Consider the following 23534-nt stretch of genomic DNA (forward strand, 5'->3'; position numbering starts at 1 on the left):
TCCCTTCGTGACGGCGTTCCTGCAGTTCTGGGACAGGGTCGAGCTCTGGCTCGCCACCCTGCCGTTCCCCCTGCAGGTCGCGATCATGCTCGCGATGGGGGTCCCGCTCTTCCTCCTCGCCGCCGTGGCGGTGGAGTGGATCGCGGATCTGCTCGTCCAGAGGTTCCGCGCGCTCGTCGCGCCGCGGACCGCCGAGACCGGGAAGGAGGTCCGCTGATGCCCCGGTCGCGTGTGACGCTCGCCCTCGTCCTGCTGATCGCGTTCGTCGTGATCGCATGGGTCCTCGTCGAGGTCCTGTAGACCCCGTTCACATTCGCTGCACGGAACCGTTCGCAACGCGACCCGTGGGGCGAAACCCGGACGTACACTCCCTCCATGCAGCGCTTGAGTGGGCTCGACGCCAGCTTCCTCTACTTCGAGACCAGGTCCCAGCTCCTGCACGTGTGCGGGCTGATCGTGCTGGATGTGTCCGAGATGCCGGACGGGTACTCGTTCGGGGCCCTGCGGGACGAGCTCTCCCGGCGGATCACCGCGATGCCCCCGTTCCGTCGCAAACTGCACGACTCGCTGCTCAACGTGGACCATCCGGTCTGGGTGGAGGACGAGGAGTTCGACATCGACCACCACCTGCACCGCGTCGGCATTCCCGCCCCCGGCGGGGATCACGAACTCGCGGAGCTGTGCGCACACCTCGCCGGCCAGCCGATCGACCGGTCGATGCCGCTGTGGCAGATGTACGTCATCGAGGGCCTGCAGGACGGCAGGGTCGCCGTGTTCGCGAAGATGCACCACTCCACGGTGGACGGCGTCACGGGAGCCAACATGCTCTCGCAGCTGTGCACGTTGACGCCCGAGGACCCGGACCTCGACGAGGAGCTGGTCGGTCAGAGCGCCGGTGGGTCCGGGGCACTGGAGCTCGCCGTCGGCGGGGCGCTGTCCCGCCTGGCCACGCCGTGGCGGCTCGCCTCGCTGCTGCCGGGCACGCTCGGGGTGTTGCCGTCGTGGATCAACCGTGCCCGCAAGGGGCTGGCCATGCCCGCGCCGTTCACGGCCCCGCGCACTCCGTTCAACCGCACCATCACCGGCCACAGGTCCATCTCCTTCGCCAGCGTGGACCTCGCGGACGTCAAGCGCGTGAAGAACGCCTTCGGGACGACGGTCAACGACGTCGTGCTGGCGGTGTGCTCCACCGCCCTGCGCAAGTACCTCGACGGGCTGGACGCCCTGCCGCGCAAGCCGCTCATCGCGATGGTGCCGATGTCCGTGCACGCCGCGGAGTCCAGACCGGGCACCAACCGGGTGTCGGGGATGTTCATGTCCCTGGCCACGGATATCGACGACCCTGTCGGGAGGCTCGAGGCGATCCGCGACGCGAACACCGTGGCCAAGGACCACACCGACGCCCTGGACGCCAACCTGCTCACGGACTGGGCGCAGTTCGCCGCGCCGTCGGTGTTCGGGTCCGCGGTGCGTATGTACTCGCGGCTGCGACTCTCCGAGCGTCACCCGGTCGTGCACAACCTGGTGGTCTCGAACGTGCCCGGCCCCAACTTCCCGCTGTACTTCCTGGGCGCGAAGATCGAGAAGATGATGCCGATGGGCCCGGTGTTCCACGGCGCCGGCCTGAACTGCACTGTGATGTCGCTGGACGGACGCCTCCACTTCGGGTTCATCGGGTGTAAGGACCTCGTGCCGGATCCCTGGCTGCTGGCGAACGCGGTCGAGGACGCGCTGGCGGAGCTCGTCGTCGCGGCGGCCGAGCGCGGCGGCAGTGGCGCTCCGGAGAGCGCGACCGGGGCCGAGATCGCCGTACGGGAGGACACCTCCACGGCCGTGGCCACGCTCGACGAGCAGTCGCCCGAGGTGGCCGAGCGCCCTGCGCCGTCGAGGAAGACACCCGCGAAGAAGGCGGCCGCCGTGAAGACGCCGGCGAAGAAGGCCCCCGCGAAGAAGGCCCCCGCGAAGAAGGCTTCTGCGAAGAAGGCACCGGCGAAGAAGGCCCCCGGGAAGAAGGCAGGCGCGGAGAAGACCCCCGCCCCGAAGGCCCCGGCGAAAAAGGCCGCCAAGAAGAAGGCCGCCACGAAGCAGAATGCGGCCGCGAAGCGACAGAACAAGCCCACCGGCTCCAAGCCGACCGGGTCCGCACCGCGGCCGGCTGACCGCGCGGACGCGCCCGCCGCGCCGACGTACAGCGCTCCGGCGGTGACGACGCCCGACGGCGACGCCGGACCCGCTCGGCCGACCGCCGTGCCGAACGCCCCCGCGGGCCCGGGCACCCCGGACGACGCCGCGCAGGCGCCGACCTACAGCGCACCCACGGCCGCCGGCCCCGCCGGTGACGCGCAGAGCGTCGACCCGACCCCGGCGGTGCCGACGCCGACCGTCGTGCCGGCGCCGGCCACGGGCGGTGACGCGGGCGGGGGGACCGGCGCGGACCGAGGCGGCGCCGACGAACCCGAGGCGCCGACGTACAGCGCTCCGGCGGCGACCACGCCCGACGGCGACGCCGGCCCCGATCGGCCGACCGCCGTGCCGGACGCCCCCGCGGGGCCGGGCACCCCCGACGACGCCTCCCGGACACCGACGTATGGCGCGCCTGCGGTTACAGTCCTTGACGACGACGAGCTCTCGGTGACGACGACCCCGCCGATCGAGACGCCGCCCACCCCGGGCACGACAGGAGGTGAGACCGGATCGGACACCGAGACCGGTCAGATGTGACGATCGCGCCACACGACCCGGCCGTGCTGGCGGCGACGCCACCGGCCCGCGACCCCGAGGCGCCCTTCGGCATCTACCTGCATGTGCCGTTCTGCTCCACCCGGTGCGGCTACTGCGACTTCAACACCTACACCGCCGGCGAACTCGGATCGGCGACCTCACCCGTCGACTGGGAACGCGCTGCCGCGATCGAGATCGAGAGGGCCGCGCAGGCGCTGTCCTCCGCCGGCGCGGCCCCGAAGGTCGACACCGTCTTCATCGGCGGCGGCACCCCGTCGCTGGTCGGCGCGGACGTCCTCGTCGGCCTCCTCGCCCGTATCGACGACGCTTTCGGCCTGGCCCCCGGCGCGGAGGTCACCACGGAGAGCAACCCCGAGTCCACGTCCCCCGAGTTCTTCGCGCGCCTGCGCGGGGGCGGGTTCACCCGCATCTCGCTGGGCATGCAGTCCACCGCCGCGCACGTCCTGCGCGTCCTCGACCGGGCCCACACCCCCGGCCGGCCCCAGGAGGCGGTCGCCGAGGCGCTGCAGGCGGGGTTCGAGCACGTCAACCTCGACGTCATCTACGGCACGCCGGGGGAGACCGACGACGACCTCGCGCGGACCCTCGACGCGGTGGTCGGCGCCGGGGTCGACCATGTCTCCGCCTACTCGCTGATCGTCGAGGACGGCACCGCCCTGGCCCGCCGGATCCGCCGGGGCGAGATGCCGGGCACCGTCGACGATGTGCTCGCCGACCGGTACGAGCAGGTGGCCGACCGCCTCGCCCGGGCGGGGTTCCACTGGTACGAGGTCTCCAACTTCGCCACCGAATCCTCGGCGTACTGCCGCCACAACATGGGCTACTGGCGCGGCGGCGACTGGTGGGGCGTCGGGCCGGGTGCGCACTCCCACGTCGCCGGGGCCCGGTGGTGGAACGTCAAGCACCCCGCGCGCTACGCCGCGGAGTGCGACGCCGGTCGACTCCCCGTCGACGGCGGGGAACTGCTCGACGACTCCGACCGCCACATCGAGCGGATCATGACCGGGCTCCGACTGGCGGAGGGGCTCGGCGACGAGGCCTTCACCGCGGACGAGCGCGCCCGCGCCGACGAGCGCGTGGCGGCCGGGCTGTTGCGTCGCCGGGCGGCCGACGATCCCGCCGGCCCCGGGTACGCGCTGACCGAGGCGGGCCGTCTGCTCGCCGACGGCGTCGTCCGCGACGTGCTCGTGTGACGCCGCCGACTGGGCCATCAGTGCAGGAACTGGCATAGAATCGGCAGAACAACGGGCACAGGGAGGAGCGGGTATGTCGAGTACGGCCGATCGTAGGACCGAGGTCCTGCGCGCGATCGTCTCCGACTACATCGCCTCCCACGAACCGGTCGGGTCCAAGGCCCTCGTCGACCGCCATTCGCTGGGCGTGTCCAGCGCGACCATCCGCAACGACATGGCGGTGCTCGAGGCCGAGGGGTTCATCGTCCAACCCCACACCAGCTCGGGGCGCGTGCCCACGGAGAAGGGCTACCGTCACTTCGTCGACTCGATCGAGGAGATCACCCCGCTCTCGCGGGCCGAGAAGCGGGCGATCCGGGCGTTCCTCGAGGGCGCGGTCGACCTCGACGACGTGCTCCGGCGCGCCGCACGCCTGCTCTCCCAGCTCACGCGACAGGTCGCCGTCGTGCAGTACCCGGTCCTCGGCCGCTCGACGGTGCGCCACCTCGAGGTGGTGAGCCTGACCTCCACGCGCCTGCTGCTGGTCCTCATCACCGACACCGGCCGTGTCGACCAGCGGACGGTCGAGCTGGCCGCCCCGCTCACCGACGAGCACCTCGCCGAGCTGCGCGGCCTGCTGTCCGAGGCCGTCGCCGACAAGCGCCTGTCCGACGCCTCGGACGCCCTGGCCGCGACCGGCGAGCGTGCCCGGCCCGAATACCGCGACGCCGTGGAGCGCTGCGTGACCGTACTGGTGGAGACGCTCGTCGAGCACCCCGACGACCGCATCGTTCTGGGCGGCACCGCCAACCTCACCCGCAGCGCCGTCGACTTCGACGGCTCCCTGCGCTCGGTCCTCGAGGCCCTCGAGGAGCAGGTGGTGATCCTGCGACTGCTCACCGCCGCGCACTCCGTGGGCCGGGGCGGCCCCGGCGGGGTGACCGTGCAGATCGGCGAGGAGACCCAGGCCGCCGAGATCCGCGGTGCCTCGGTGGTGTCCTCGCAGTACGGCGCGGAGGGGCAGACGTTCGGCGGGATGGGGGTGCTCGGGCCCACTCGGATGGACTACCCGGGAACAATCGCCTCGGTCGCCGCTGTTGCCCACTACGTGGGCGAACTCCTCACCGGGCGCTGACGCCCGTACGCTTCCCGCTGCGAACAGATCTTCCTCACGACGAAAGGCCACACGTGTCACGCGACTACTACGGGACCCTCGGGGTCGATAGGGGCGCCTCGGAGTCCGAGATCAAGCGCGCCTACCGCAAGCTCGCCCGCGAGCTCCACCCCGACGTCAACCCGTCGGACGAGGCGCGTGAGAAGTTCAGCGAGATCACCGCGATCTACGAGGTCCTCACCGACCCGGAGAAGCGCCGCATCGTCGACATGGGCGGCGACCCCCTCGACTCGTCCGGCGGTGGCGGTGGATACGGCGGCGGTTTCGGCGGGGGCTTCGGCAGCGGCGGACTCGGCGACGTCTTCGAGGCGTTCTTCGGCGGCGGGGCCGGAGGCGGTGGACGCGGCCCCCGCAGCCGCGTCCAGCCCGGTTCCGACGCACTCATCCGCGTCACCCTCGGCCTGGACGAGTGCGCCACCGGCGTCACCAAGGAGATCCAGGTCGACACCGCCGTGCTGTGCGAGACGTGCCATGGCAAGGGCTCGGCCAGCGACAAGCCGCCGGCCACCTGCGGGATGTGCCAGGGCCAGGGTGAGATCCAGTCCGTCCAGCGATCGCTCCTGGGCAACATCATGACCAGCCGTCCCTGCCCGACCTGCGCGGGTACGGGCGAGATCATCACCGACCCGTGTGGTGAGTGCACCGGCCAGGGCCGCGTCCGCAAGCGCCGCACCGTGTCGGCCAAGATCCCCGCCGGCGTCGGCGGCGGCATGCGCATCCGTCTGGCGGGGCAGGGCGAGGTCGGCCCCGGCGGCGGGCCGGCCGGTGACCTCTACATCGAGGTCAACGAGCGCACCCACCCGGTGTTCGTCCGCGACGGCGAGGACCTGCACTGCACGGTCCGCGTGCCGGTGGTCGACGCGATCCTCGGCGGCGAGGTCGAGCTCGAGACGGTGGTGGGCGAACCCCTGCAGATCGAGATCCCGGCCGGCACGCAGCCCGGCCACACCGTCACCCTCACCGGGCGCGGCATGCCCCGCGTCCGCGGTGGTGGCGCGGGTGACCTGACGGTCCACATGGAGGTCGTCATCCCGGAGAGGCTGGACCGCAAGCGCCGCGACCTCGTGGAGCAGCTGCGCCGCCTCGACGGTGACTCGGCCGAGGTCGTCAACGAGGACACCGCCCGCCGCGGTGGCCTGTTCTCCCGCCTGCGCGACGCCGTCGCCGGGCACTGAGCCGCCGAGACACGACACCCGAGAACCCCGGATACCGAGCCGCCCGTGACCCCCTCCCTGTTCCGCGCCGACACCGTCCCCGCAGTCGGCGAGACGGTCGTGCTCGACGGCCCCGAGGGCCGGCACGCCGGATCGGCGCTGCGGGTCCGGCCGGGGGAGGCGATCCGGGTCGGTGACGGCCGGGGCGCGGTGGGGGACTGTGTGGTGACGACGACGAGCTCCGGCCGCGTCGAGGCCGAGGTCGTCACCCGGGTCGACGTGCCACGCCCGACCCCCGAGGTCACCGTCGTCCAGGCCCTGCCCAAGTCCGAGCGGTCAGAACTGGCCGTCGAACTCGCCACCGAGGCCGGCGCCGACCGGATCGTGCCGTGGCAGGCGGACCGCTGCGTGAGCCGGTGGACCGGCCCCAAGGTGGACAAAGGTCGCACCAAGTGGACCAACGCCGCCCGGGCCGCCGCCAAACAGTCCCGCCGGGCCTGGGAGCCGGAGATCGGCGACCTCGTCGACTCCACCGCGCTCGCCGCCCTCGTCGCCGCCGAGGTCGAGGGCGGGGCCAGCGCACTCGTCCTGCACGAGGAAGGCGCCGCCGGGTTCGCGGACGCGGTGACCGCGGGACCGACGGGGGAGCGGGTCCTCGTCGTCGTCGGCCCCGAGGGCGGGGTCTCCGACGCCGAACTCGACGCCCTCACCGCCGCCGGCGCCCGCCCGGTCGTCCTGGGCCCCGAGGTCCTCCGGACCTCCACCGCCGCGACGGTGGCGTTGGCCGCACTCGGCGTTCTCACCCCGAGATGGGCGGCCGCGCGGTCTACACTCGACCCAACCGCACCACGACACGGGAAGTGATCCACGTAAGCACCCCAGGAAACGACGCAGTCCCCGACCCCGGCGCCCCCACCGACGGCGACCGGCGCGACCCCGGCGACACCCCCGCCCGCACGGCGGTCCAACTCGACCCCGACCTGGCGATGGCGGTGCTCGGCGCCGCCGACGCCAATCTCCGCGCCCTCGAGGACCTGCTCGCCGCCGACCTGCACGTGCGCGGCGGCACCATGACCATCTCCGGGGAGCCGCCCGACGTCGACCGCGCCTCCCGCGTCGTGTCCGACCTGCTGCGGCAGGCGCGCAGGGGAGTGGAGATCACCCCGGCGTCCGTGCGGCGCTCGGTGGAGATCCTCGCCGACTCCGGACCGCTCACGCCCGAGGAGGTCCTCGGCACCGACGTTCTGTCCCGCCGCGGCGGCATGATCCGGCCCAAGACGCTGGGGCAGAAGCGCTACGTCGACGCGATCGACGACCACACCATCGTGTTCGGCCTCGGACCCGCCGGTACCGGCAAGACCTACCTCGCCATGGCCAAGGCCGTCGCCGCGCTACGCGCCAAGGAGGTCAGCCGCATCATCCTCACCCGGCCCGCGGTCGAGGCGGGAGAGCGGTTGGGCTACCTGCCCGGCACCCTGCACGAGAAGATCGACCCGTACCTGCGGCCGCTGTACGACTCGCTGCACGACATGATGGACCCCGAGGCGATCCCCAAGCTCATGGCGGCCGGGGTGATCGAGGTGGCGCCGCTGGCGTACATGCGCGGCCGCACGCTCAACGACTCGTTCATCATCCTCGACGAGGCGCAGAACACCACGCCCGAACAGATGAAGATGTTCCTCACCCGCCTGGGCTTCGGCTCCAAGATCGTCGTCACCGGCGACATCACCCAGATCGACCTGCCCGGCGGGCAGCGCTCCGGCCTCAAGGTCGTGCGCGACATCCTCTCCGGCGTCGACGACATCCACTTCTCCGAGCTCACGTCCCGCGACGTGATCCGGCACGCCCTCGTCGGTCGGATCGTCGACGCCTACGCCAAGCACGAAGCCCGCCTCGAACGGGGCGACCGACCCACCACCGCACACAGGAACAGGGAGCAGCGCCGACGATGAGTATCGAGGTCGCCAACGAGTCGGGCGTGGAGGTCGACGAGGCCGAGCTCATCGACGTGGCCGCGTTCGTGATCGACCGGATGGACGTGCACCCGGCCGCCGAACTGTCGATCACGCTCGTCGACAAGGACACCATGGCCGACCTCCACGTCACGTGGATGAACCTGCCCGGCCCCACCGACGTGATGAGCTTCCCCATGGACGAGCTCACCCCCGGCGGCCGCCCCGACCTGCCCGAGCCCGGCCCCGCCATGCTCGGCGACATCGTCCTGTGCCCGGCGTTCGCCGCCGACCAGGCCGCCAGCTCCGGTCACCCGCTCGCGCACGAGCTCGCCCTGCTCACGGTCCACGGGTGCCTGCACCTGCTGGGCTACGACCACGCCGAGCCCGCCGAGGAGCGCGAGATGTTCGGCCTGCAGAACGAGCTCCTGGGCGAGTGGTACGACCACCGCGACGAGTCTCCGAGAGTGGACGCCTGAGACGTGGACGCCACCATCTACACGGCCATCGCGGCCGTGGTGCTCATCCCCGTCGCCGGCCTGTTCGCCGCCCTCGACGCCGCCCTGAGCACGGTCTCCGTGGCGCGCGTCGAGGAGATGGCCAAGGAGAACCGCTACGGCGCTGCCCGTCTGGCCAGGATGCTCGACGCCCGCCCGCGGTACATCAACGTCGCCGTCCTGCTGCACATGCTCAGCCTCATCGGCGCCGCCGTGCTGTTCACCGTGGTGTTCGACGAGCTCATCGACTCCCGCGCCTGGGCCCTGGTCACCGCGGTCGTCGTCACCACCGTCGCCGCGTACATCGTCGCCGGGGTCGGGCCCCGCACCCTCGGCCGCCAGCACGCCTACACGCTGGCCCTGGGCGCGTCCACGCCGCTGTCGGTGACCGGCGTCGTCCTGGGCCCCGTGGCGACTCTGCTGGTCGGCCTCGGCAACGCCGTCACCCCCGGCGGCGGCTTCCGCAACGGGCCCTTCGCCTCCGAGATCGAGCTGCTCGAGATCGTCGACATGGCCCGCGAGCGCGGCGTCGTGGCCGACGGCGAGTCCCGCATGATCCAGTCGGTCTTCGAACTGGGCGACACGACCGCCCGCGAGGTCATGACCCCCCGCACCGAGATGGTGTGGATCGAGTCCGACAAGACCGTCGGCCAGGCCGCGCGGCTCACCGTCAAGTCCGGCTACTCCCGCATCCCCGTGGTCGACGGAGACAACTCCGACAACGTGGTGGGCGTGGTCTACCTCCGCGACATCGTGGCCCGCCTCGACGACCCGGACGGGCGCGCCGCCCCCGTCGCCGAGGTGATGCGCCCGGCGGTGTTCGTGCCCGACGCCAAGCGGATCGACGACCTGCTGGCCGAAATGCAGCGCGACCACAACCACCTCGCGATCCTGGTCGACGAGTACGGCGGCACCGCCGGGCTCGTGTCGATCGAGGACATCCTCGAGGAGATCGTCGGCGAGATCGTCGACGAGTACGACACCACCGAGGTCCCGCCCGTCGAGGACCTGGGCGACGGCCGCTACCGGCTGTCCGCCCGGCTCGGCCTGGACGAGGTCGCGGACCTGTTCGACATCGAGTTCCCCGACGAGGTGTCCGAGGAGGTCGAGACCGTCGGCGGACTGCTCGCCCTCGAACTCGGCCGCGTCCCCCTGCCCGGGGCGCACATCGTCTCCAGCGGCCTCGACCTGCGGGCCGAGGGCGGCCACGACCGGCGCGGGCGGGTGAAGGTGGTCACCGTGGTGGCCACGCCCATCGAGACCGATGACGACGACACCGACGACCATCCCCAGCGCGAGGACAACCGATGAGCACTCCCGAGAACTACCGCAGCGGGTTCGTCAGTTTCGTGGGCCGACCCAACACCGGCAAGTCCACCCTGACCAACGCGTTGGTGGGGGAGAAGATCGCGATCACCTCCGCCAAGCCCCAGACCACGCGGCACGCCATCCGCGGCATCGTCCACCGGCCCGACGCGCAGATCATCCTCGTCGACACCCCAGGCCTGCACCGTCCGCGCACCCTGCTCGGGGAGCGGCTCAACGCGCTGGTCGAGGACACCTATTCCGATGTCGACCTCATCGGCCTGTGCATCCCCGCGGGCGAGCGGATCGGCCCCGGCGACCGCTGGATCCTCGAACAGGTCCGTAAGCTGTGCCCGACCACACCGCTCCTGGGGCTGGTGACCAAGATCGACACGGTCTCCAAGCAGAGGGTCATGGAGCAGCTCGTCGCCGTCTCCGAGCTCCTCGGGCCGGACTCCGAGGTCGTGCCGGTCTCGGCCGCTTCGGGTGAGCAGGTCGACGTGGTGGCGGACGTCATCGCCTCACTGCTGCCCGAGGGGCCGCAGTTCTACCCGGACGACGTGGTGACCGAGGAGTCCGACGAGACCCGCATGGCCGAGCTCATCCGCGAGGCGGCCCTCGAGGGCGTGCGCGATGAGCTGCCGCACTCGATCGCGGTGACCATCGAGGAGGTCCTGCCGCACGAGGGCCGTGACGACATGGTGGACGTCCACGCCACGGTCTACGTCGAGCGGCAGAGTCAGAAGTCGATCGTGCTCGGCAAGGGCGGATCCCGCATGCGCGAGGTCGGCACCCGTGCCCGCGCCGGAATCGAGGCGCTGCTGGGCACCAAGGTGTACCTCGACCTGCACGTCAAAGTCCTCAAGGAGTGGCAGCGCGACCCCAAGATGCTGGGGCGCCTCGGCTTCTAGGCCGCCAGTGGGACAATGGGCACCTGCACGGTGCGATACGCGTCGCCCGCATGGTCGCGCGGATGATCGGCACGGCGCGGGCGGCCGGCACGGGGCGGGCGGCCGGCGCGGCGCGGGCGAACGACACGGAAGGAGGCCCGGGTGCATCCCTTCACCGACACGGGCCTCGTCGTGCGCACCTACGACCTGGGCGAGGCCGACCGCATCGTCACCCTGCTGACCGAACGTCACGGCCTCGTCCGCGCCGTGGCCCGCGCCGTGCGGCGCACCCGTTCCCGCATGGGCGCCAGCCTCGAGCCGTTCGCGGTGGTGGAGGTGCAGATCGCCCCGGGCCGGGGCAGCAGCGGGCTGGGCACGGTCCGCCAGGCCACCAGCCGCGAATCCCTCGCCCGTCCGCTGGTCGCGGACTACCCCGCGTACACGTCCGGCTGTGTGGTGCTGGAGACCGCCGAACGCCTGGCCGGCGAGGAGGGTGCTCCCACTCCGCGGTTGCTCGGCCTCGCCGTCGGCGCCCTGCGCTCCCTCGCCGAACACCGCCGCGCGCCGGGGTTGGTCGCCGACGCGTTCCTCCTGCGCGCCATGGCCGCCTCCGGCTGGGAACCCGTCCTCGACTGCTGCGTGCGCTGCGGGGCCGTCGGTCCGCACCGGGCGTTCCACGTCGCGTCCGGCGGCACCGTGTGCGTGCACTGTCGGCCGCAGGGCTGTGCGATGCTCTCGCCGGGCGTCGCCGAGCACCTGTCCGCGCTGCTCGCCGGGCGTTGGGACGCGGTCGGGTTGTCTTCGCCCGCGGTGGTGCGGCAGGCCTCCGGCATCGCGGCCGCGCACCTGCAGTGGCATCTCGAGCGCGACCTGCGCAGCCTGCCGCTGGTCGACCGTGGGCTGATCGGCGCGGATGCCGACGGAGTCGTCGCCGCTCGTCCTGATTCCGCTCGGCCCGGCTCCGCTCGTCCTGATTCCGCTCGGCCCGGCTCCGCTCGTCCTGATTCCGCTCGGCCCGTCGATGCGGCTTGGCCCGTCGATGCGGCCCGGCCCGCCGATTCCGCCCCCGTCATCCCCGTTGAGGAGCCCCGTGCCCGGACTACCCAGATTCCGTAAGCGTTCCGCGCCGCAGGCGGCCACGGTCCGGCCGCCGACCCCGCATCCGTCGGGGGCGCGGCCGCCGGCCATCCCCGCCGAGTTCGTGCCCGGCCACGTCGCGCTGGTCATGGACGGCAACGGGCGCTGGGCGCAGGAGCGCGGTCTGCCCCGCACCGAGGGGCACAAGCGCGGCGAGGCCGTACTGATGGACGTGGTCCAGGGGTGCATCGAGATGGGCATCCCGTACCTGTCCGCGTACGCGTTCTCCACCGAGAACTGGAAGCGCAGCCCGGAGGAGGTGCGGTTCCTCATGGGCTTCAACCGCGACGTCCTGCGGCGACGTCGCGACGAGATGCACGCCCTCGGGGTGCGCGTGCGGTGGGCCGGCCGGCGACCGCGGCTGTGGGGGTCGGTCATCAAAGAGCTCGAGGAGGCGGAAGAGCTCACCCGCGACAACACGGTCATGACCCTGGCCATGTGCGTGAACTACGGCGGCCGGGCCGAGATCGTCGACGCCGCGCGCGACATCGCCCGCCGTGTGGCCGCCGGCGAGCTGGGGCCCGACGACATCACCGAGGAGAACTTCGCCGACTTCCTCGACGAGCCCGACATGCCGGACGTCGACCTGTTCCTGCGCCCGTCGGGGGAGCTGCGCACGTCGAATTTCCTGCTGTGGCAGAGCGCGTACGCCGAGTTCGTCTTCCAGGACACCTTGTTCCCGGACTTCGATCGCCGAGACCTGTGGGCGGCCTGCCTGGAGTACGCGGAACGCGACCGGCGCTTCGGCGGCGTCGCCCCGGCCTGACGGCGGAGGCTCGTACTCCCGCCGCCAGGCCGCGCATGCCACGCAGCCGCCCCCGGGGCTGGCGTCTCGCTTCCTGGGATGGCGTTTCGCTCCTGAACTTGGCGTCTCGCTCGGGCGGGTTCCGCGCAGCCGCTCCTGGGGCTGGCGTCTCGCTCTCGAGCCTGGCGTCTCGCGCGTGGGCATGCCGCGCAGCCGCTCCCGCGGATGGCGTCTCGCGCCTACGGATGTACGCCCGGGAGACAGCCGCGCGCGGGCATGGCGTCTCGCCTGCGCATCGGTACGCGCCAGACGACATGGCGGCGGGCGGCTGTGGCCGGGCGGGCCTGCGGCGGCTCAGTCGGCGGTGGGCTCGGCCCCGGCCTCGGCGCACCGTGCGCAGACGCCGAACAGCTCGACCGTGTGACTGACTTCGGTGAACCCGTGGGCCCGGCCCGCGCGGTGCGCCCACACCTCGACCCCCGGTTCCTCGACCTCCACGGTGAACCCACAGATCCGGCACACCAGGTGATGGTGGTGCGAGTCGGAGCACTTGCGGAAGATCAGCTCTCCGGAGTCGGTGCGCAACACGTCGACGGCGCCGGCGTCGGCCATCGACTGCAGGGTCCGGTACACGGTGGTGAGCCCGATCGTGTCGCCTCGATCGCGCAGCTCGGCGTGCAGGTCCTGCGCTGAACGGAAACCTTTGGACTCGTCGAGGAGACCCGAGATCGCGCTGCGCTGTCGGGTGGAGCGCACGCCGATGGGCCTGCGGGAAGAGGTCATGGCCCTACTGCTCCCCGGCGTGCCCGACGGCCGCCTCGACGATGTTGAGCATGTGCCCGTCGAGCAGCTCGTAGCGCATCTCGCGTCCCTGCCGGTGGGACGAGACCACGCCCGAGGACTTGAGCACACGCAGGTGCTGGCTCACCAGTGGCTGGGCGACCCCCAGAGCGTCGACGAGTTCGTGGACGCACCGCGGCCCCTCCCGCAGCTGCAGGACGATCGCGATGCGCAGCGGCGCGGACAGGGCCCGCAGGAGCTCCCCCGCCGCGGACACCACACGGTCGGGCGGGAGGGGGACCGGGACGGCCCTGTGGTCGGAGTCGTGGACGTCCGCGACCGGTTGGGGACCGGTCGATCGGGGTCCGGGTGCCATCGTCTCCACCTTCCGGGCTCGAGGTCGTACTCGGTCGCCGCCGGCGCCGTGTCGGGTAGGGGACCCCAGTATCCCAGACCCGTGGGGTCGACCGGATACCCTGGTGAGAAGTGCCCGGGCGCAGGCCCGCGCCGAGGTGGTCCACCCCGACACCTCCGCCAACCGACTCATCAGAGGGAGAACCCCCGACGTGGCATCCTCAGCGTCCGTCATCGACACCGTCGTCAATCTCTGCAAGCGCCGGGGACTGGTGTACCAGTGTGGCGAGATCTACGGCGGGACGCGCTCGGCGTGGGACTACGGCCCCCTGGGCGTGGAGCTCAAGGACAACATCAAGAAGCAGTGGTGGCGCACGTTCGTCACGGGCCGCGAGGACGTCGTGGGCTTGGACTCCTCGATCATCCTGCCCCGCCAGGTGTGGCAGGCCTCGGGCCACGTCGAGACCTTCACGGATCCGCTCGTGGAGTGCCGCAACTGCCACACCCGCCTGCGTCAGGACCACCTGCAGGAGGCGTACGCCGCCAAAAAGAAGCTCGACTCGGTGGCCGACGCCCCGATGACCGAGATCGCGTGCCCCAACTGCGGCACCAAGGGGCAGTGGACCGATCCGCAGCTGTTCTCCGGCCTGATGAAGACGTACCTCGGCCCCGTGGACAACGAGACCGGCCTGCACTACCTGCGTCCGGAGACCGCGCAGGGCATCTTCATCAACTACAAGAACGTCATGACCACGGCCCGGCGTAAGCCGCCGTTCGGCATCGGTCAGATCGGCAAGGCGTTCCGCAACGAGATCACCCCCGGCAACTTCATCTTCCGCACCCGCGAGTTCGAGCAGATGGAGATCGAGTTCTTCGTCAAGCCCGATGAGGCCGACGAGTGGTTCAAGCGCTGGGTCGAGGACTGCTGGGACTGGTTCGTCGACCTCGGCATCGACCCGGAGAACATGCGCCGCTTCGACGTCCCCGACGACGAGCGCGCGCACTACTCGGCGGGCACCATCGACTTCGAGTACAAGTTCGGGTTCTCCGGCAACGAGTGGGGCGAACTCATGGGCGTCGCCAACCGCACCGACTACGACCTGACCCAGCACCAGACCCACTCCGGTGAGGATCTGCAGTACTTCGACCAGGCCTCGGGCGAGAAGTACGTGCCCTACGTCATCGAGCCGAGCTTCGGTCTGACCCGGTCGCTCATGGCGTTCCTCATCGACGCCTACACCGAGGACGAGGCCCCCAACGCCAAGGGCGGCGTGGACACCCGCACGGTGCTCAAGCTGGACCGCCGGCTCGCGCCGATCAAAGCCGCGGTGCTGCCGCTGTCCCGCAACGCCGACCTGTCTCCCAAGGCCCGAGACCTGGCGGCCCAGCTGCGGAAGAACTGGAACGTGGACTTCGACGATGCGCAGGCGATCGGCCGACGCTACCGTCGCCACGACGAGATCGGCACCCCGTTCTGCATCACCGTGGACTTCGACACGCTCGAGGACCAGGCCGTCACGATCCGCGAGCGCGACACCATGGCGCAGGAACGCGTGGCCATCGACCAGGTGGAGGGGTACCTCGCCCAGCGCCTGATCGGGTGCTGACGGGCGCCCCTGGCACACTGGTCGGGTGAGAAGTTCCGGGTCCCCGCTCCGCGCGGTGTCCAGGGCCGTCAGCTGGGTCCTGACCATCGCACTGCTGTTGTGCCTGGTCATCCCCGGGTTCATCGCGTTCCGCGTCTGGCACGTCGCGCGGATCGATGACCGCACGCCGGCGGACGCGATCGTCGTGCTGGGGGCCGCCCAGTACAACGGCGTACCGACCCCGGTGTTCCAGGCGCGACTCGAACACGCGGCCCTGCTGTACGACGAGGGGGTCGCGCCGCAGATCATCACGGTCGGCGGTGGTCAGCCCGGTGACCTGTACACCGAGGCCGGGTCCGGCCGGGCCTATCTGACCCGGCTGGGCGTGCCCCCCGAGACCGTCCTGGCGGTGGAGACCGGAACGAACACCGAGGGCAGCCTGGACGCCGTGGCGCAGACGGTGCGTGACCAGGGCGGACAGTCGGTGGTGTTGGTCAGCGACCCCACGCACTCGTACCGCTCGCGGATGATGGCCCGCGATGCCGGACTGGACGCGTGGACCTCACCGACCCGGCACGGGCCGGCGGTGTGGACCCGCGAGAACCAGATCATGAGCATCATCCGGGAGACCGGCGCGGTGCTCTGGTACCAGTACCACCGGATCGTCGGTAGCGATGTGGACTTCCCGGGATGAGCCGGCGACCCGGGGACGACGGGGGCGGCGACGCCCGGAGGGGACGGGCATGACGGGTTACGCGTACGAGGCGGCGGACGCCGAGCGGCGCGTGGACGAGGGGGCGGGACGCGCCCGGGGCAAGGCCAGTGAGCGCAGTCCGTTCGACCGCGACCGCGCCCGCGTCCTGCACTCGGCTGCACTGCGACGACTCGCCGACAAGACCCAGGTGGTGGGCCCCGGTGACGGGGACACCCCGCGCACCCGGCTCACCCATTCGCTCGAGGTGGCGCAGATCTCGCGCAGCATCGCCGCAGGTCTGGGCTGCGACCCGGACCTGGCGGACCTCGCGGGTCTGAGTCACGACATCGGCCATCCCCCCTACGGCCACAACGGCGAGCGTGCTCTGGACGAGGTCGCCCGCTCCTTCGGCGGTTACGAGGGCAACGCGCAGACCGTGCGGATCCTGTCCCGGCTCGAGCCCAAGGTCGTCGACGGGGACGGTCGCGGGGTGGGGCTGAACCTCACCCGCGCCGCCCTCGACGCGGCCACCAAGTACCCGTGGCTGCCGCGGGAGGGGACGCGGAAGTTCGGTGCCTACCCCGACGACGCCGACACCCTCGCGTGGATCCGGCAGGGCGCGCCCGGGGACACCCGGTGCCTGGAGGCTCAGATCATGGACTTCTCCGACGACGTGGCCTACTCGGTGCACGACGTGGAGGACGCGATCGTCGCCGGCCGACTGGACCTGCGATCGCTGACGGACCGGTCGGAGGTCGCCGCGCTCGCCGAGCTGGGCGCGGCCGAGTTCCGCGGCCCGGACACCGACCAGTTGGAGCAGGCCGCCGGGCGCCTGGGTTCGCTCGAGGTGGTCCGTGCGGTGCAGCCGTTCGACGAGAGCTTCGCCGGGTTCGTCGCGCTCAAGGCCCTCACCAGCGAGCTGGTCGGCCGCTTCGTCATGCCCGCCATCCATGCGACCCGCGAGGTGCACGGCGCGAAGCCGCACGGTCGCTACAGTGCCGATCTCGAGGTGCCGGTCGAGGTCGAGGCCGAGGTCGTCATGCTCAAGACGATGGCCGTCCGCTACGTGATGAGCGATCCGGGGCACCGCCTGAGGCAGGACCGGCAGCGCGACCGGATCCACCGGGTCGCGGAGTTCCTGGCGCAGTCCGCGCCGGCGGGACTCGATCCGGTGCTGCGGCCGCTGTGGGACGCGGCCCCCGACGACGCTGCGCGCATGCGGGTCATCGTCGATCAGATCGCCCTGTACACCGAGAGCCGCCTCGAGCGTGTCGACCGCGCGAGCGCCGGCATCCAGGCCGCCTGGGGCTGACCCCGGGATCCGCGGCTGCCACTCGGCGGGCGCGGCGACCGACCGAGGCGGGCACCCGTCGGTCAGCCGACCGCGCGTGCGACCTCGCCGACCAGCCGGTCCACGCCCACCTCGTCGAGGCTCGAGCCGGGGGTGAAGCCCGTGCGCACCACCACGAGGTCGGCCGAGGGGACCACCACGACGTACTGCCCGTCGTGACCGGACGCCCAGTAGGCATCGGCCGGCATCCGGTCGAACCGGAGCGGGCCACCGTCACCGGCCTGGTTGAGCCACCACTGGGCGCCGTAGGGCTCGGGTTCGCCGCCCGCCGCGACGCCCGTGGTCGCGTAGTCCATCCACCCCTCTGGAAGGAGCCGCTGCCCGTCCACCTCGCCGTCGTCCATCACGAACTGACCGAACCGCGCCCAGTCCCGGGGACTCGCCCACAGGTACGAGCTGCACACCGACCCGCCGGACGCGTCGGCTTCGAGGACGGCGCTGCGCATGCCGAGCGGGCGGAACAGCAACTCCTCGGCCATCTCGGGTCCCATCCCGGTCCGCTCGTGCAGGAGGTCGCAGAGGATGTTGGTGGTGCCGGAGGAGTACTGGCGGTACTCACCCGGGTTGTGGGCGGGCGGCTGGGACGCGGCGTAGTCGGCCATGTCCGGCTCGAGGTAGAGCATCCGGGTGACCGGGGTGCCGAGGTCGTACTCCTCGTCCCACTCGAGGCCGGAGGTCATGCGCAGCAGGTGGTCGAGTGAGATCCGCGCCCGCTCGTCGGTCCACTCGGGGCGGAGCGCGGTGGTGGCCGGGTCGAGGTCGGCGTCGGGGAACTCGAGCTGCGCACGCCCGACGAGCGTGGAGGCCACGCTCTTGGCCATGGACCAGCCGAGCTGGCGGGTGTCGGGGCCGAAACCGTCGGCGTACCACTCGTCGAGGATCTCGCCGCGATGGACGACGACGAGGCCCCGCGTCCCCTCGTGCGCCGCGGTCTCCTCGAGGGGCGCGGAGACCTCGTCCGCGACGTCGGTCGCCTCGGCGAGCCGGACGCCCGGGCCGCCGTCCTCGCGCAGCGGCGGGGGCGGCTCACCGCTCTCGGCTCCCGCGGCGCGGCCACCGAGGGCGCAGCCGTGCTCGGAGACGTGCGCGGTCTGCCGGAAGCCGATCCCGAGCACGGAGGCGGTGGCGGTCCCGGCCTCGTCGTCGATCGCCGTGCGCAGGTAGGGCACGAGCGGGTTGGGCGGCAGGTCGGACTCGTGATCCTCCCGCCCGACGAGGAAGTGCAGGGCGCACGCGTTGTGCGCGGCGTATCCGGTGCCGGTGAGCAGCAGGGGGCGGAAGTACACGCCGGCCGCGACCACGGCGCCGACCAGGGGGACGAGGACCGCGAACACCGCGATGAGGACTTTCCGCCGACGTGTCATGAACAGAGAGGGTAGCCAGCGGGTCCGACAGCGCGGTCAGAACCGCCCGCCCGCGCCTCCGCCGCCCCAGCCGCCGCCTCCGCCGCCGGAGAATCCGCCGCCCCCGAAGCCCCCGCCGAATCCACCGCCGCCCCCGAGGCCGCCGCCCCAGCTGGAGCCCGAGCCGAAGCTGGACCCGGCGCCGCGCGTCATGCCCTGGATGAGGGCGCCCGCGATCATGCCGCCGACGAGGGCGCCGGTGCCGGAACCGCCGCGCCCGCCGCGCCCGTAGGGGCCGTACGGGACTCCGTAGCGGCCGGTGTACTGCGGCCGTGAGGCGTCGTCCTGGGCGAGCCGCAGCGCCTCCCGGGCGAGGTTGAGCGCCCGGTCGGCGGCGGGGAACGCGGCCGGACCGACCGTGGCCTCGGCCGTGGCGAGGGAGTTCTTCGCCGAGGCGAGCCGGGTGCGGGCGGCCTGACCGATCACGTACGAGCGGCTGCCGATGAAGTCGTCGGCCTCGCGGACCGCACCGGCCGCGCGGGTGAGGGCGGCCCGACGGGCGGCGCGGGCGCGTCCGGCGGTCTCCGCCTCGTGACCGGCGGCGGCGAGTGCCTCGTCGAGCTCGCGGTCCACCTCGATGAGGCGGGAGAACGTCCCCAACGGGTCGGCCTGCCCGTCCCGGCGGGCGGCCTCGACGGCGTCACGACCGGCGGAGGCGACAGCGGTGAGGTCGCGGCTCGTCGCGTCGCTGACGTCGGTGGAGGCGAGCAGTCGGGCGGCCATCTCCAGCTCCTCCTCGACCTCGGCGACGAGCGGCTCGAGGTCCCGTCGGGCGGTCGCGATGTCGTCGGCGGCGTGGTCCACGCCGTCGACCAGCTTCTCGGCGCGGGCGAGTTCGCCCTCGGCGGAGGTGATGGCGTCCACGGCCTCACCCTGCTCGCCGACCGGCCGGGCCAGCGCGACGCGGGCGCGGCCGGTCTCCGCTTCGGCGGCGTCGAGCAGCTGCTCGGCCAGCGAGAGGTTGTCGGCGATGGAGGTGAGCACCGCGGACGGGAACCGCTCGCGGAGGTCGGACATGGTCTTCTCGGCCTCGGGAAGCCGGGCGCGCAGGGCCACCGCGCGGCGCGTGAGCGCGTCCACGGAGGCGCCGCCGTTGATGAGCAGGTCACGCATCTCCCCGAACGCTGTCGCCTGGTCCTCCAGCCCGCGCTCGGCGCGTTCGGCGCGGGCTGCCACCTCGAGCAGCATCGCCTTGCGCTGATCGGGTGTCTCGGGGATGTCGTCGTCGAGCCGCTGGACGAGCCCGTGCGCGGCGGCGACCTCCGAGCGTGCCGCGTCGAGCGCGGCCCGGAAGGGCCTGGTGCGCAGGTCGCCGAACTCGCCGGTCGCGGTCTCGAGCGCTGTGGCGGAGGCGTCCACGGCCTGGTCGGCGTCCACGAGCCCGGTCCGGGCGCGGGCGTCGAGCACGTCGATCGGCAGGGCGGACATCCGTGCGGTGTCGTCACCGGGGATGTCGCGGGCGTCCTCCGCCTGCCTCGCGGTGCGGGCGGCGCGCCGGCGGCGGGTGACCAGGACCAGGACGACGACGAGGACGACGATCCCCGCGATCCCCGCGATGATCGCGAGTGGCGAGACCTCGGAGCCGGAGCCCTGCCGCTCGAGTCCGTCGGCGGCGCCGATGACAGCCCCGGCCCAGTCGTCGTCGGCCAGTCGCGGCTCGATGTCGCGGTCGGCGATCTGTTGGGCGGTCCGCTGGTCGTCGGCGGGGGAGCGCTCCGGGTCGTCGAACTCGAACCAGTACCTGCCGTCCTGCACGGCCACCACGAGCAGCGCGTCGGAGGCGCCCAGATCGGAGAGCTCCCGGGTCTGCCGCGACCACTCCTCGACCGGGATGCCGTCGAGGGTGTCGACGAAGGTCACCCACAGCTGGATCTGGTCGGTGGAGCGCAGCTCGGCCAGTCGGCTCTCCACGTCGCGGGAGTCGCCGCCGAGCACGCCCGCGGAGTCGGTGAGCTGCTGCCGCAGGTTCGACGGCGGCTCCGCGGCGGCGATCGGGGGGCCCCACGCCGTCAGGCAGACCAGGAGCGCGGCGAGCAGCGAGACCGCCGCGAGGTGAAGGCGGCGGAGGGCGACGGGGGTGGCCGGACGGGGTGAAGCGGCAATCATGAGCCCAGCGTATCGGGCCCGGAGAGGGGCCACGCCGGTCCGCCGCGCGGGCGGCTACTCTGGGCGCATGGCAGGGCGGATTCCGGAGCAGGACATCGCCGCGATCCGCGAACGCACCCGTATCGAGGAGATCGTCGGCGAGTACGTGGCGCTGAAGCCGGCGGGCGCGGACTCGCTCAAGGGGTTGTCCCCGTTCAAGGACGAGAAGACCCCCTCGTTCCACGTGCGTCCGCAACACGGCTACTTCCACTGTTTCTCCACGGGTGAGGGCGGTGACGTCTTCGCGTTCCTCATGAAGATGGAGCACATCGGTTTCGTCGAGGCGGTCGAGCAGCTGGCCGACCGGATCGGCTACCGCATCTCCTACGAGGGCGGCGGGCAGGTGGTCCAGCGCGACCGCGGCACGCGCTCCCGGCTGGCGCAGGCCAACGCGGCGGCGCAGAAGTTCTACGCGGAGCGGCTCGCGCAGGACCCGGAGGCCGAGACGGCGCGGACGTTCCTCACCGACCGCGGCTTCGACATGGCGCAGGCGCAGCACTTCGGCTGCGGCTACGCCCCCGCCGGCTGGGACACCATGAGCAAGCACCTCATGCGGCAGGGCTTCGAGCCCAAGGAGCTGGAGGCGGCGGGGCTGTCCAAGACCAGTTCGCGGGGGACGCTCATCGATCGCTTCCACCGCCGGCTGCTGTGGCCGATCCGCAACCTGGCCGGTGAGGTGATCGGCTTCGGTGCGCGCAAGCTCTTCGAGGACGACACCCTGGGCAAGTACATGAACACGCCCGAGACCATGCTCTACAAGAAGTCGCAGGTGCTGTTCGGGCTGGACCTGGCCAAGCGGGAGATCGCCTCGCAGCGGCGCGCGGTGGTGGTCGAGGGCTACACGGACGTCATGGCGATGCACGCGGCGGGCGTGACCACGGCGGTCGCGGCGTGTGGCACGGCGTTCGGCGAGGATCACCTGTCCACGTTGCGGCGGCTGATGCTCGACGACAACTACTTCCGCGGCGAGATCATCTACACCTTCGACGGTGACGAGGCGGGCAAGAAGGCCGCCCTGCGGGCGTTCTCGGGCGATCAGCAGTTCTCGGGCCGGACCTTCGTCGCGGTGGCCCCGCCGGGGCTCGACCCGTGTGATCTGCGTCAGACCAAGGGCGACGTCGCGGTGCGGGACCTGGTGTCGGCGCGGGTGCCGATGTTCGAGTTCGCGATCCGGTCGATGCTGGAGGACTACGACCTGGACCACGCCGAGGGGCGCGTGGAGGCGCTGCGGCGCACGGTGCCGGTGGTGGCGGACATCCGCGACTCGTCACTGCGGGATGAGTATGCCCGTCAGCTCGCCGGGTGGGTGGGCTGGGACGACCCGGCGACCGTGGTGCGCCGGGTCCGCGAGGAGTCGCGCAAGAAGGGCCGGGCGCGCTCGGCCGGGGCGGGTCCGGGTCCGCGCCGGCGCGGGCCGGGTGGACCGGGCGGGGGAGCCCGCCCGGGATGGGACGCGGCCGAGCGTGGTGGCGTGGGTCGTGGTCGAGGGGGGTACGACGACGACGAGGTCGGCGGCGGCGACGCCCCGCGGACTCCGGAGGTGCCGAAAGGCGTGCCGATTCCCGCCCCCGGTGATCCGGTGCTGTGGCCCCAACGCGAGGCGGTGAAGGCGGCCCTGCAGTACCCGGGCCTGGCGGGCCCGTTGTTCGACTCGCTGCCGGACGAGTGCTACACCCACCCGGCGTACGCGGCGATCGCGGAGGCGCTGTCTCGGGCCGGGGGCTGTGCGGCCGGCAAGAGCGGCGTCAACTGGGTGGCCGAGGTGTCGCAGGGGCTGGAGGATGAGGGCCTGCGTCGTCTGGTCGGGGTGCTCGCGGTGGAGACGTTGCGCGTGTCGGAGGAGGCGTTGCCGCGGTACATCTCCGGGGTGCTCGCGCGCCTTCAGGAGGTGTGGGTGTCGGGGCAGATCGCCGACCTCAAGTCCAAGGTGCAGCGGATGAGTCCGGCGGAGGACCCGGAGGGGTATTCGGCACTCTTCGGTGATCTGGTGGCGCTGGAAGAGTACCGGCGCGGCCTGCTGGAGCAGGCGGTCGGTGCCACGCCGGACATCGCGTGACCTGCCGATTTGGTTCCTCGGCGTGGTTCGCACTAAGGTGGTTTCTCGGTATCCGGCACAGCAGCCGGAAGGCCGGTAGCAATCCCCCATAGCTCAATTGGCAGAGCATTCGACTGTTAATCGAAGGGTTATTGGTTCGAGTCCAATTGGGGGAGCTCCTTCGGAGAGGGCCCGTGGCGTTGTCGCCGCGGGCCCTCTTCTGTTTCCCGTCTCAGCCGCGGCGCAGCACGCGGGCGTAGGTGAGGTTGCGGGCGCGCTCAGGGGCGCCCTCGTCCACGAGTTCCACCCGGTGGTTCCCCAGCAGGTGCTGTGTCGGTGAACAAGGCCCCGAGCGCGTCCCAGTCGCAGGTGTCCAGCGCCCTGGCGACGTCCGCCAGCCGCTAGATGATCTGATCCC

18 protein-coding genes, 1 tRNA gene and 2 pseudogenes are annotated in these 23534 nt (G+C 72.0%); 17 read left to right on the plus strand and 4 right to left on the minus strand.

All coding sequences use genetic code 11. From position 1 onward, the window contains the following. Positions 1–7 precede the first annotated feature (7 nt). The 12 genes and pseudogenes from DPA01S_RS01745 to DPA01S_RS01800 all read left to right on the plus strand — a co-directional run bounded on the left by DPA01S_RS01745 (position 8) and on the right by DPA01S_RS01800 (position 12789). The gene (locus tag DPA01S_RS01745) at positions 8–217 is read left to right on the plus strand and encodes a hypothetical protein (RefSeq protein ID WP_061913708.1); all 210 of its coding nucleotides are present in this window, start codon (positions 8–10) and stop codon (positions 215–217) included. A 158-nt stretch (positions 218–375) separates the two neighbouring features. Further along, positions 376–1755, plus strand: a pseudogene (locus tag DPA01S_RS17165) (WS/DGAT/MGAT family O-acyltransferase); the annotation flags it as partial. Positions 1756–2723: 968 nt separating this feature from the next. Beyond that, positions 2724–3935 (plus strand): radical SAM family heme chaperone HemW, encoded by a 1212-nt coding sequence (gene hemW / locus DPA01S_RS01755; RefSeq protein WP_232302960.1) that lies wholly within the window; start codon positions 2724–2726, stop codon positions 3933–3935. A 73-nt stretch (positions 3936–4008) separates the two neighbouring features. Next, positions 4009–5049, plus strand: a complete 1041-nt coding sequence (hrcA, locus tag DPA01S_RS01760) for a heat-inducible transcriptional repressor HrcA (RefSeq protein WP_061913713.1) — start codon at positions 4009–4011, stop codon at positions 5047–5049. A 53-nt stretch (positions 5050–5102) separates the two neighbouring features. Further along, positions 5103–6263, plus strand: coding sequence for a molecular chaperone DnaJ (gene dnaJ, locus DPA01S_RS01765; RefSeq protein ID WP_061913715.1), 1161 nt, complete (start codon positions 5103–5105; stop codon positions 6261–6263). Positions 6264–6308: 45 nt separating this feature from the next. After that, complete coding sequence (locus DPA01S_RS01770; RefSeq protein WP_061913717.1) at positions 6309–7106, plus strand: 16S rRNA (uracil(1498)-N(3))-methyltransferase; 798 nt, start codon at positions 6309–6311, stop codon at positions 7104–7106. Next, complete coding sequence (locus DPA01S_RS01775) at positions 7103–8194, plus strand: PhoH family protein (RefSeq protein WP_061913719.1); 1092 nt, start codon at positions 7103–7105, stop codon at positions 8192–8194. The genes DPA01S_RS01770 and DPA01S_RS01775 overlap by 4 nt, the downstream gene beginning before the upstream one ends. Continuing rightward, positions 8191–8673, plus strand: a complete 483-nt coding sequence (ybeY, locus tag DPA01S_RS01780) for an rRNA maturation RNase YbeY (protein ID WP_061913721.1) — start codon at positions 8191–8193, stop codon at positions 8671–8673. Before DPA01S_RS01775 ends, ybeY begins: the two co-directional genes overlap by 4 nt. 3 nt (positions 8674–8676) lie before the next feature. Then, positions 8677–10002: a hemolysin family protein gene (locus DPA01S_RS01785; protein WP_061913723.1), complete on the plus strand. Its 1326-nt coding sequence runs from the start codon at positions 8677–8679 to the stop codon at positions 10000–10002. Continuing rightward, positions 9999–10907: a GTPase Era gene (era, locus tag DPA01S_RS01790; RefSeq protein WP_061913725.1), complete on the plus strand. Its 909-nt coding sequence runs from the start codon at positions 9999–10001 to the stop codon at positions 10905–10907. The genes DPA01S_RS01785 and era overlap by 4 nt, the downstream gene beginning before the upstream one ends. Before the next feature lie 141 nt (positions 10908–11048). Then, positions 11049–11855 (plus strand): annotated as a pseudogene (gene recO / locus DPA01S_RS01795) (DNA repair protein RecO); the annotation flags it as partial. A gap of 121 nt (positions 11856–11976) precedes the next feature. After that, on the plus strand, positions 11977–12789 hold the full coding sequence (locus DPA01S_RS01800) for an isoprenyl transferase (protein WP_061913729.1): 813 nt from the start codon (positions 11977–11979) through the stop codon (positions 12787–12789). A gap of 333 nt (positions 12790–13122) precedes the next feature. Here DPA01S_RS01800 and DPA01S_RS01805 read toward each other — a convergent pair whose 3' ends face one another. Both DPA01S_RS01805 and DPA01S_RS01810 read right to left on the minus strand, forming a co-directional pair. Continuing rightward, the gene (locus DPA01S_RS01805; protein WP_061913731.1) at positions 13123–13551 is read right to left on the minus strand and encodes a Fur family transcriptional regulator; all 429 of its coding nucleotides are present in this window, start codon (positions 13549–13551) and stop codon (positions 13123–13125) included. A gap of 4 nt (positions 13552–13555) precedes the next feature. After that, positions 13556–13924: an ArsR/SmtB family transcription factor gene (locus DPA01S_RS01810; protein WP_043565829.1), complete on the minus strand. Its 369-nt coding sequence runs from the start codon at positions 13922–13924 to the stop codon at positions 13556–13558. A gap of 190 nt (positions 13925–14114) precedes the next feature. On the opposite strand from DPA01S_RS01810, the gene DPA01S_RS01815 reads away from it, so the two are divergent. The 3 genes from DPA01S_RS01815 to DPA01S_RS01825 are packed head-to-tail and all read left to right on the plus strand — an operon-like array spanning position 14115 to position 17494. After that, positions 14115–15509: a glycine--tRNA ligase gene (locus DPA01S_RS01815; RefSeq protein ID WP_061913756.1), complete on the plus strand. Its 1395-nt coding sequence runs from the start codon at positions 14115–14117 to the stop codon at positions 15507–15509. 55 nt (positions 15510–15564) lie between these two features. Then, positions 15565–16182, plus strand: a complete 618-nt coding sequence (locus tag DPA01S_RS01820) for a YdcF family protein (protein WP_061913733.1) — start codon at positions 15565–15567, stop codon at positions 16180–16182. A 49-nt stretch (positions 16183–16231) separates the two neighbouring features. After that, positions 16232–17494 carry a deoxyguanosinetriphosphate triphosphohydrolase gene (locus tag DPA01S_RS01825; RefSeq protein WP_061913735.1) on the plus strand — a complete coding sequence of 421 codons (1263 nt, stop codon included), beginning with the start codon at positions 16232–16234 and terminating at the stop codon, positions 17492–17494. A 62-nt stretch (positions 17495–17556) separates the two neighbouring features. Here the strand turns inward: DPA01S_RS01825 and DPA01S_RS01830 are convergent, their stop codons facing one another. Together DPA01S_RS01830 and DPA01S_RS17430 are read right to left on the minus strand one after the other, a co-directional pair. Then, entirely contained in the window at positions 17557–18897 is a 1341-nt protein-coding gene (locus tag DPA01S_RS01830; RefSeq protein ID WP_061913737.1) for a serine hydrolase domain-containing protein, read from the minus strand. 36 nt (positions 18898–18933) lie between these two features. Next, positions 18934–21042 (minus strand): TPM domain-containing protein, encoded by a 2109-nt coding sequence (locus DPA01S_RS17430; protein WP_061913738.1) that lies wholly within the window; start codon positions 21040–21042, stop codon positions 18934–18936. A gap of 67 nt (positions 21043–21109) precedes the next feature. On the opposite strand from DPA01S_RS17430, the gene dnaG reads away from it, so the two are divergent. Together dnaG and DPA01S_RS01845 are read left to right on the plus strand one after the other, a co-directional pair. Next, positions 21110–23137, plus strand: a complete 2028-nt coding sequence (gene dnaG / locus DPA01S_RS01840) for a DNA primase (protein WP_061229640.1) — start codon at positions 21110–21112, stop codon at positions 23135–23137. An 82-nt stretch (positions 23138–23219) separates the two neighbouring features. Next, positions 23220–23292 (plus strand) — tRNA-Asn (locus tag DPA01S_RS01845). The last annotated feature ends 242 nt before the right edge of the window (positions 23293–23534 follow it).

This window comes from Dietzia papillomatosis NBRC 105045, from assembly GCF_001570845.1.
Taxonomy (GTDB): domain Bacteria; phylum Actinomycetota; class Actinomycetes; order Mycobacteriales; family Mycobacteriaceae; genus Dietzia; species Dietzia cinnamea.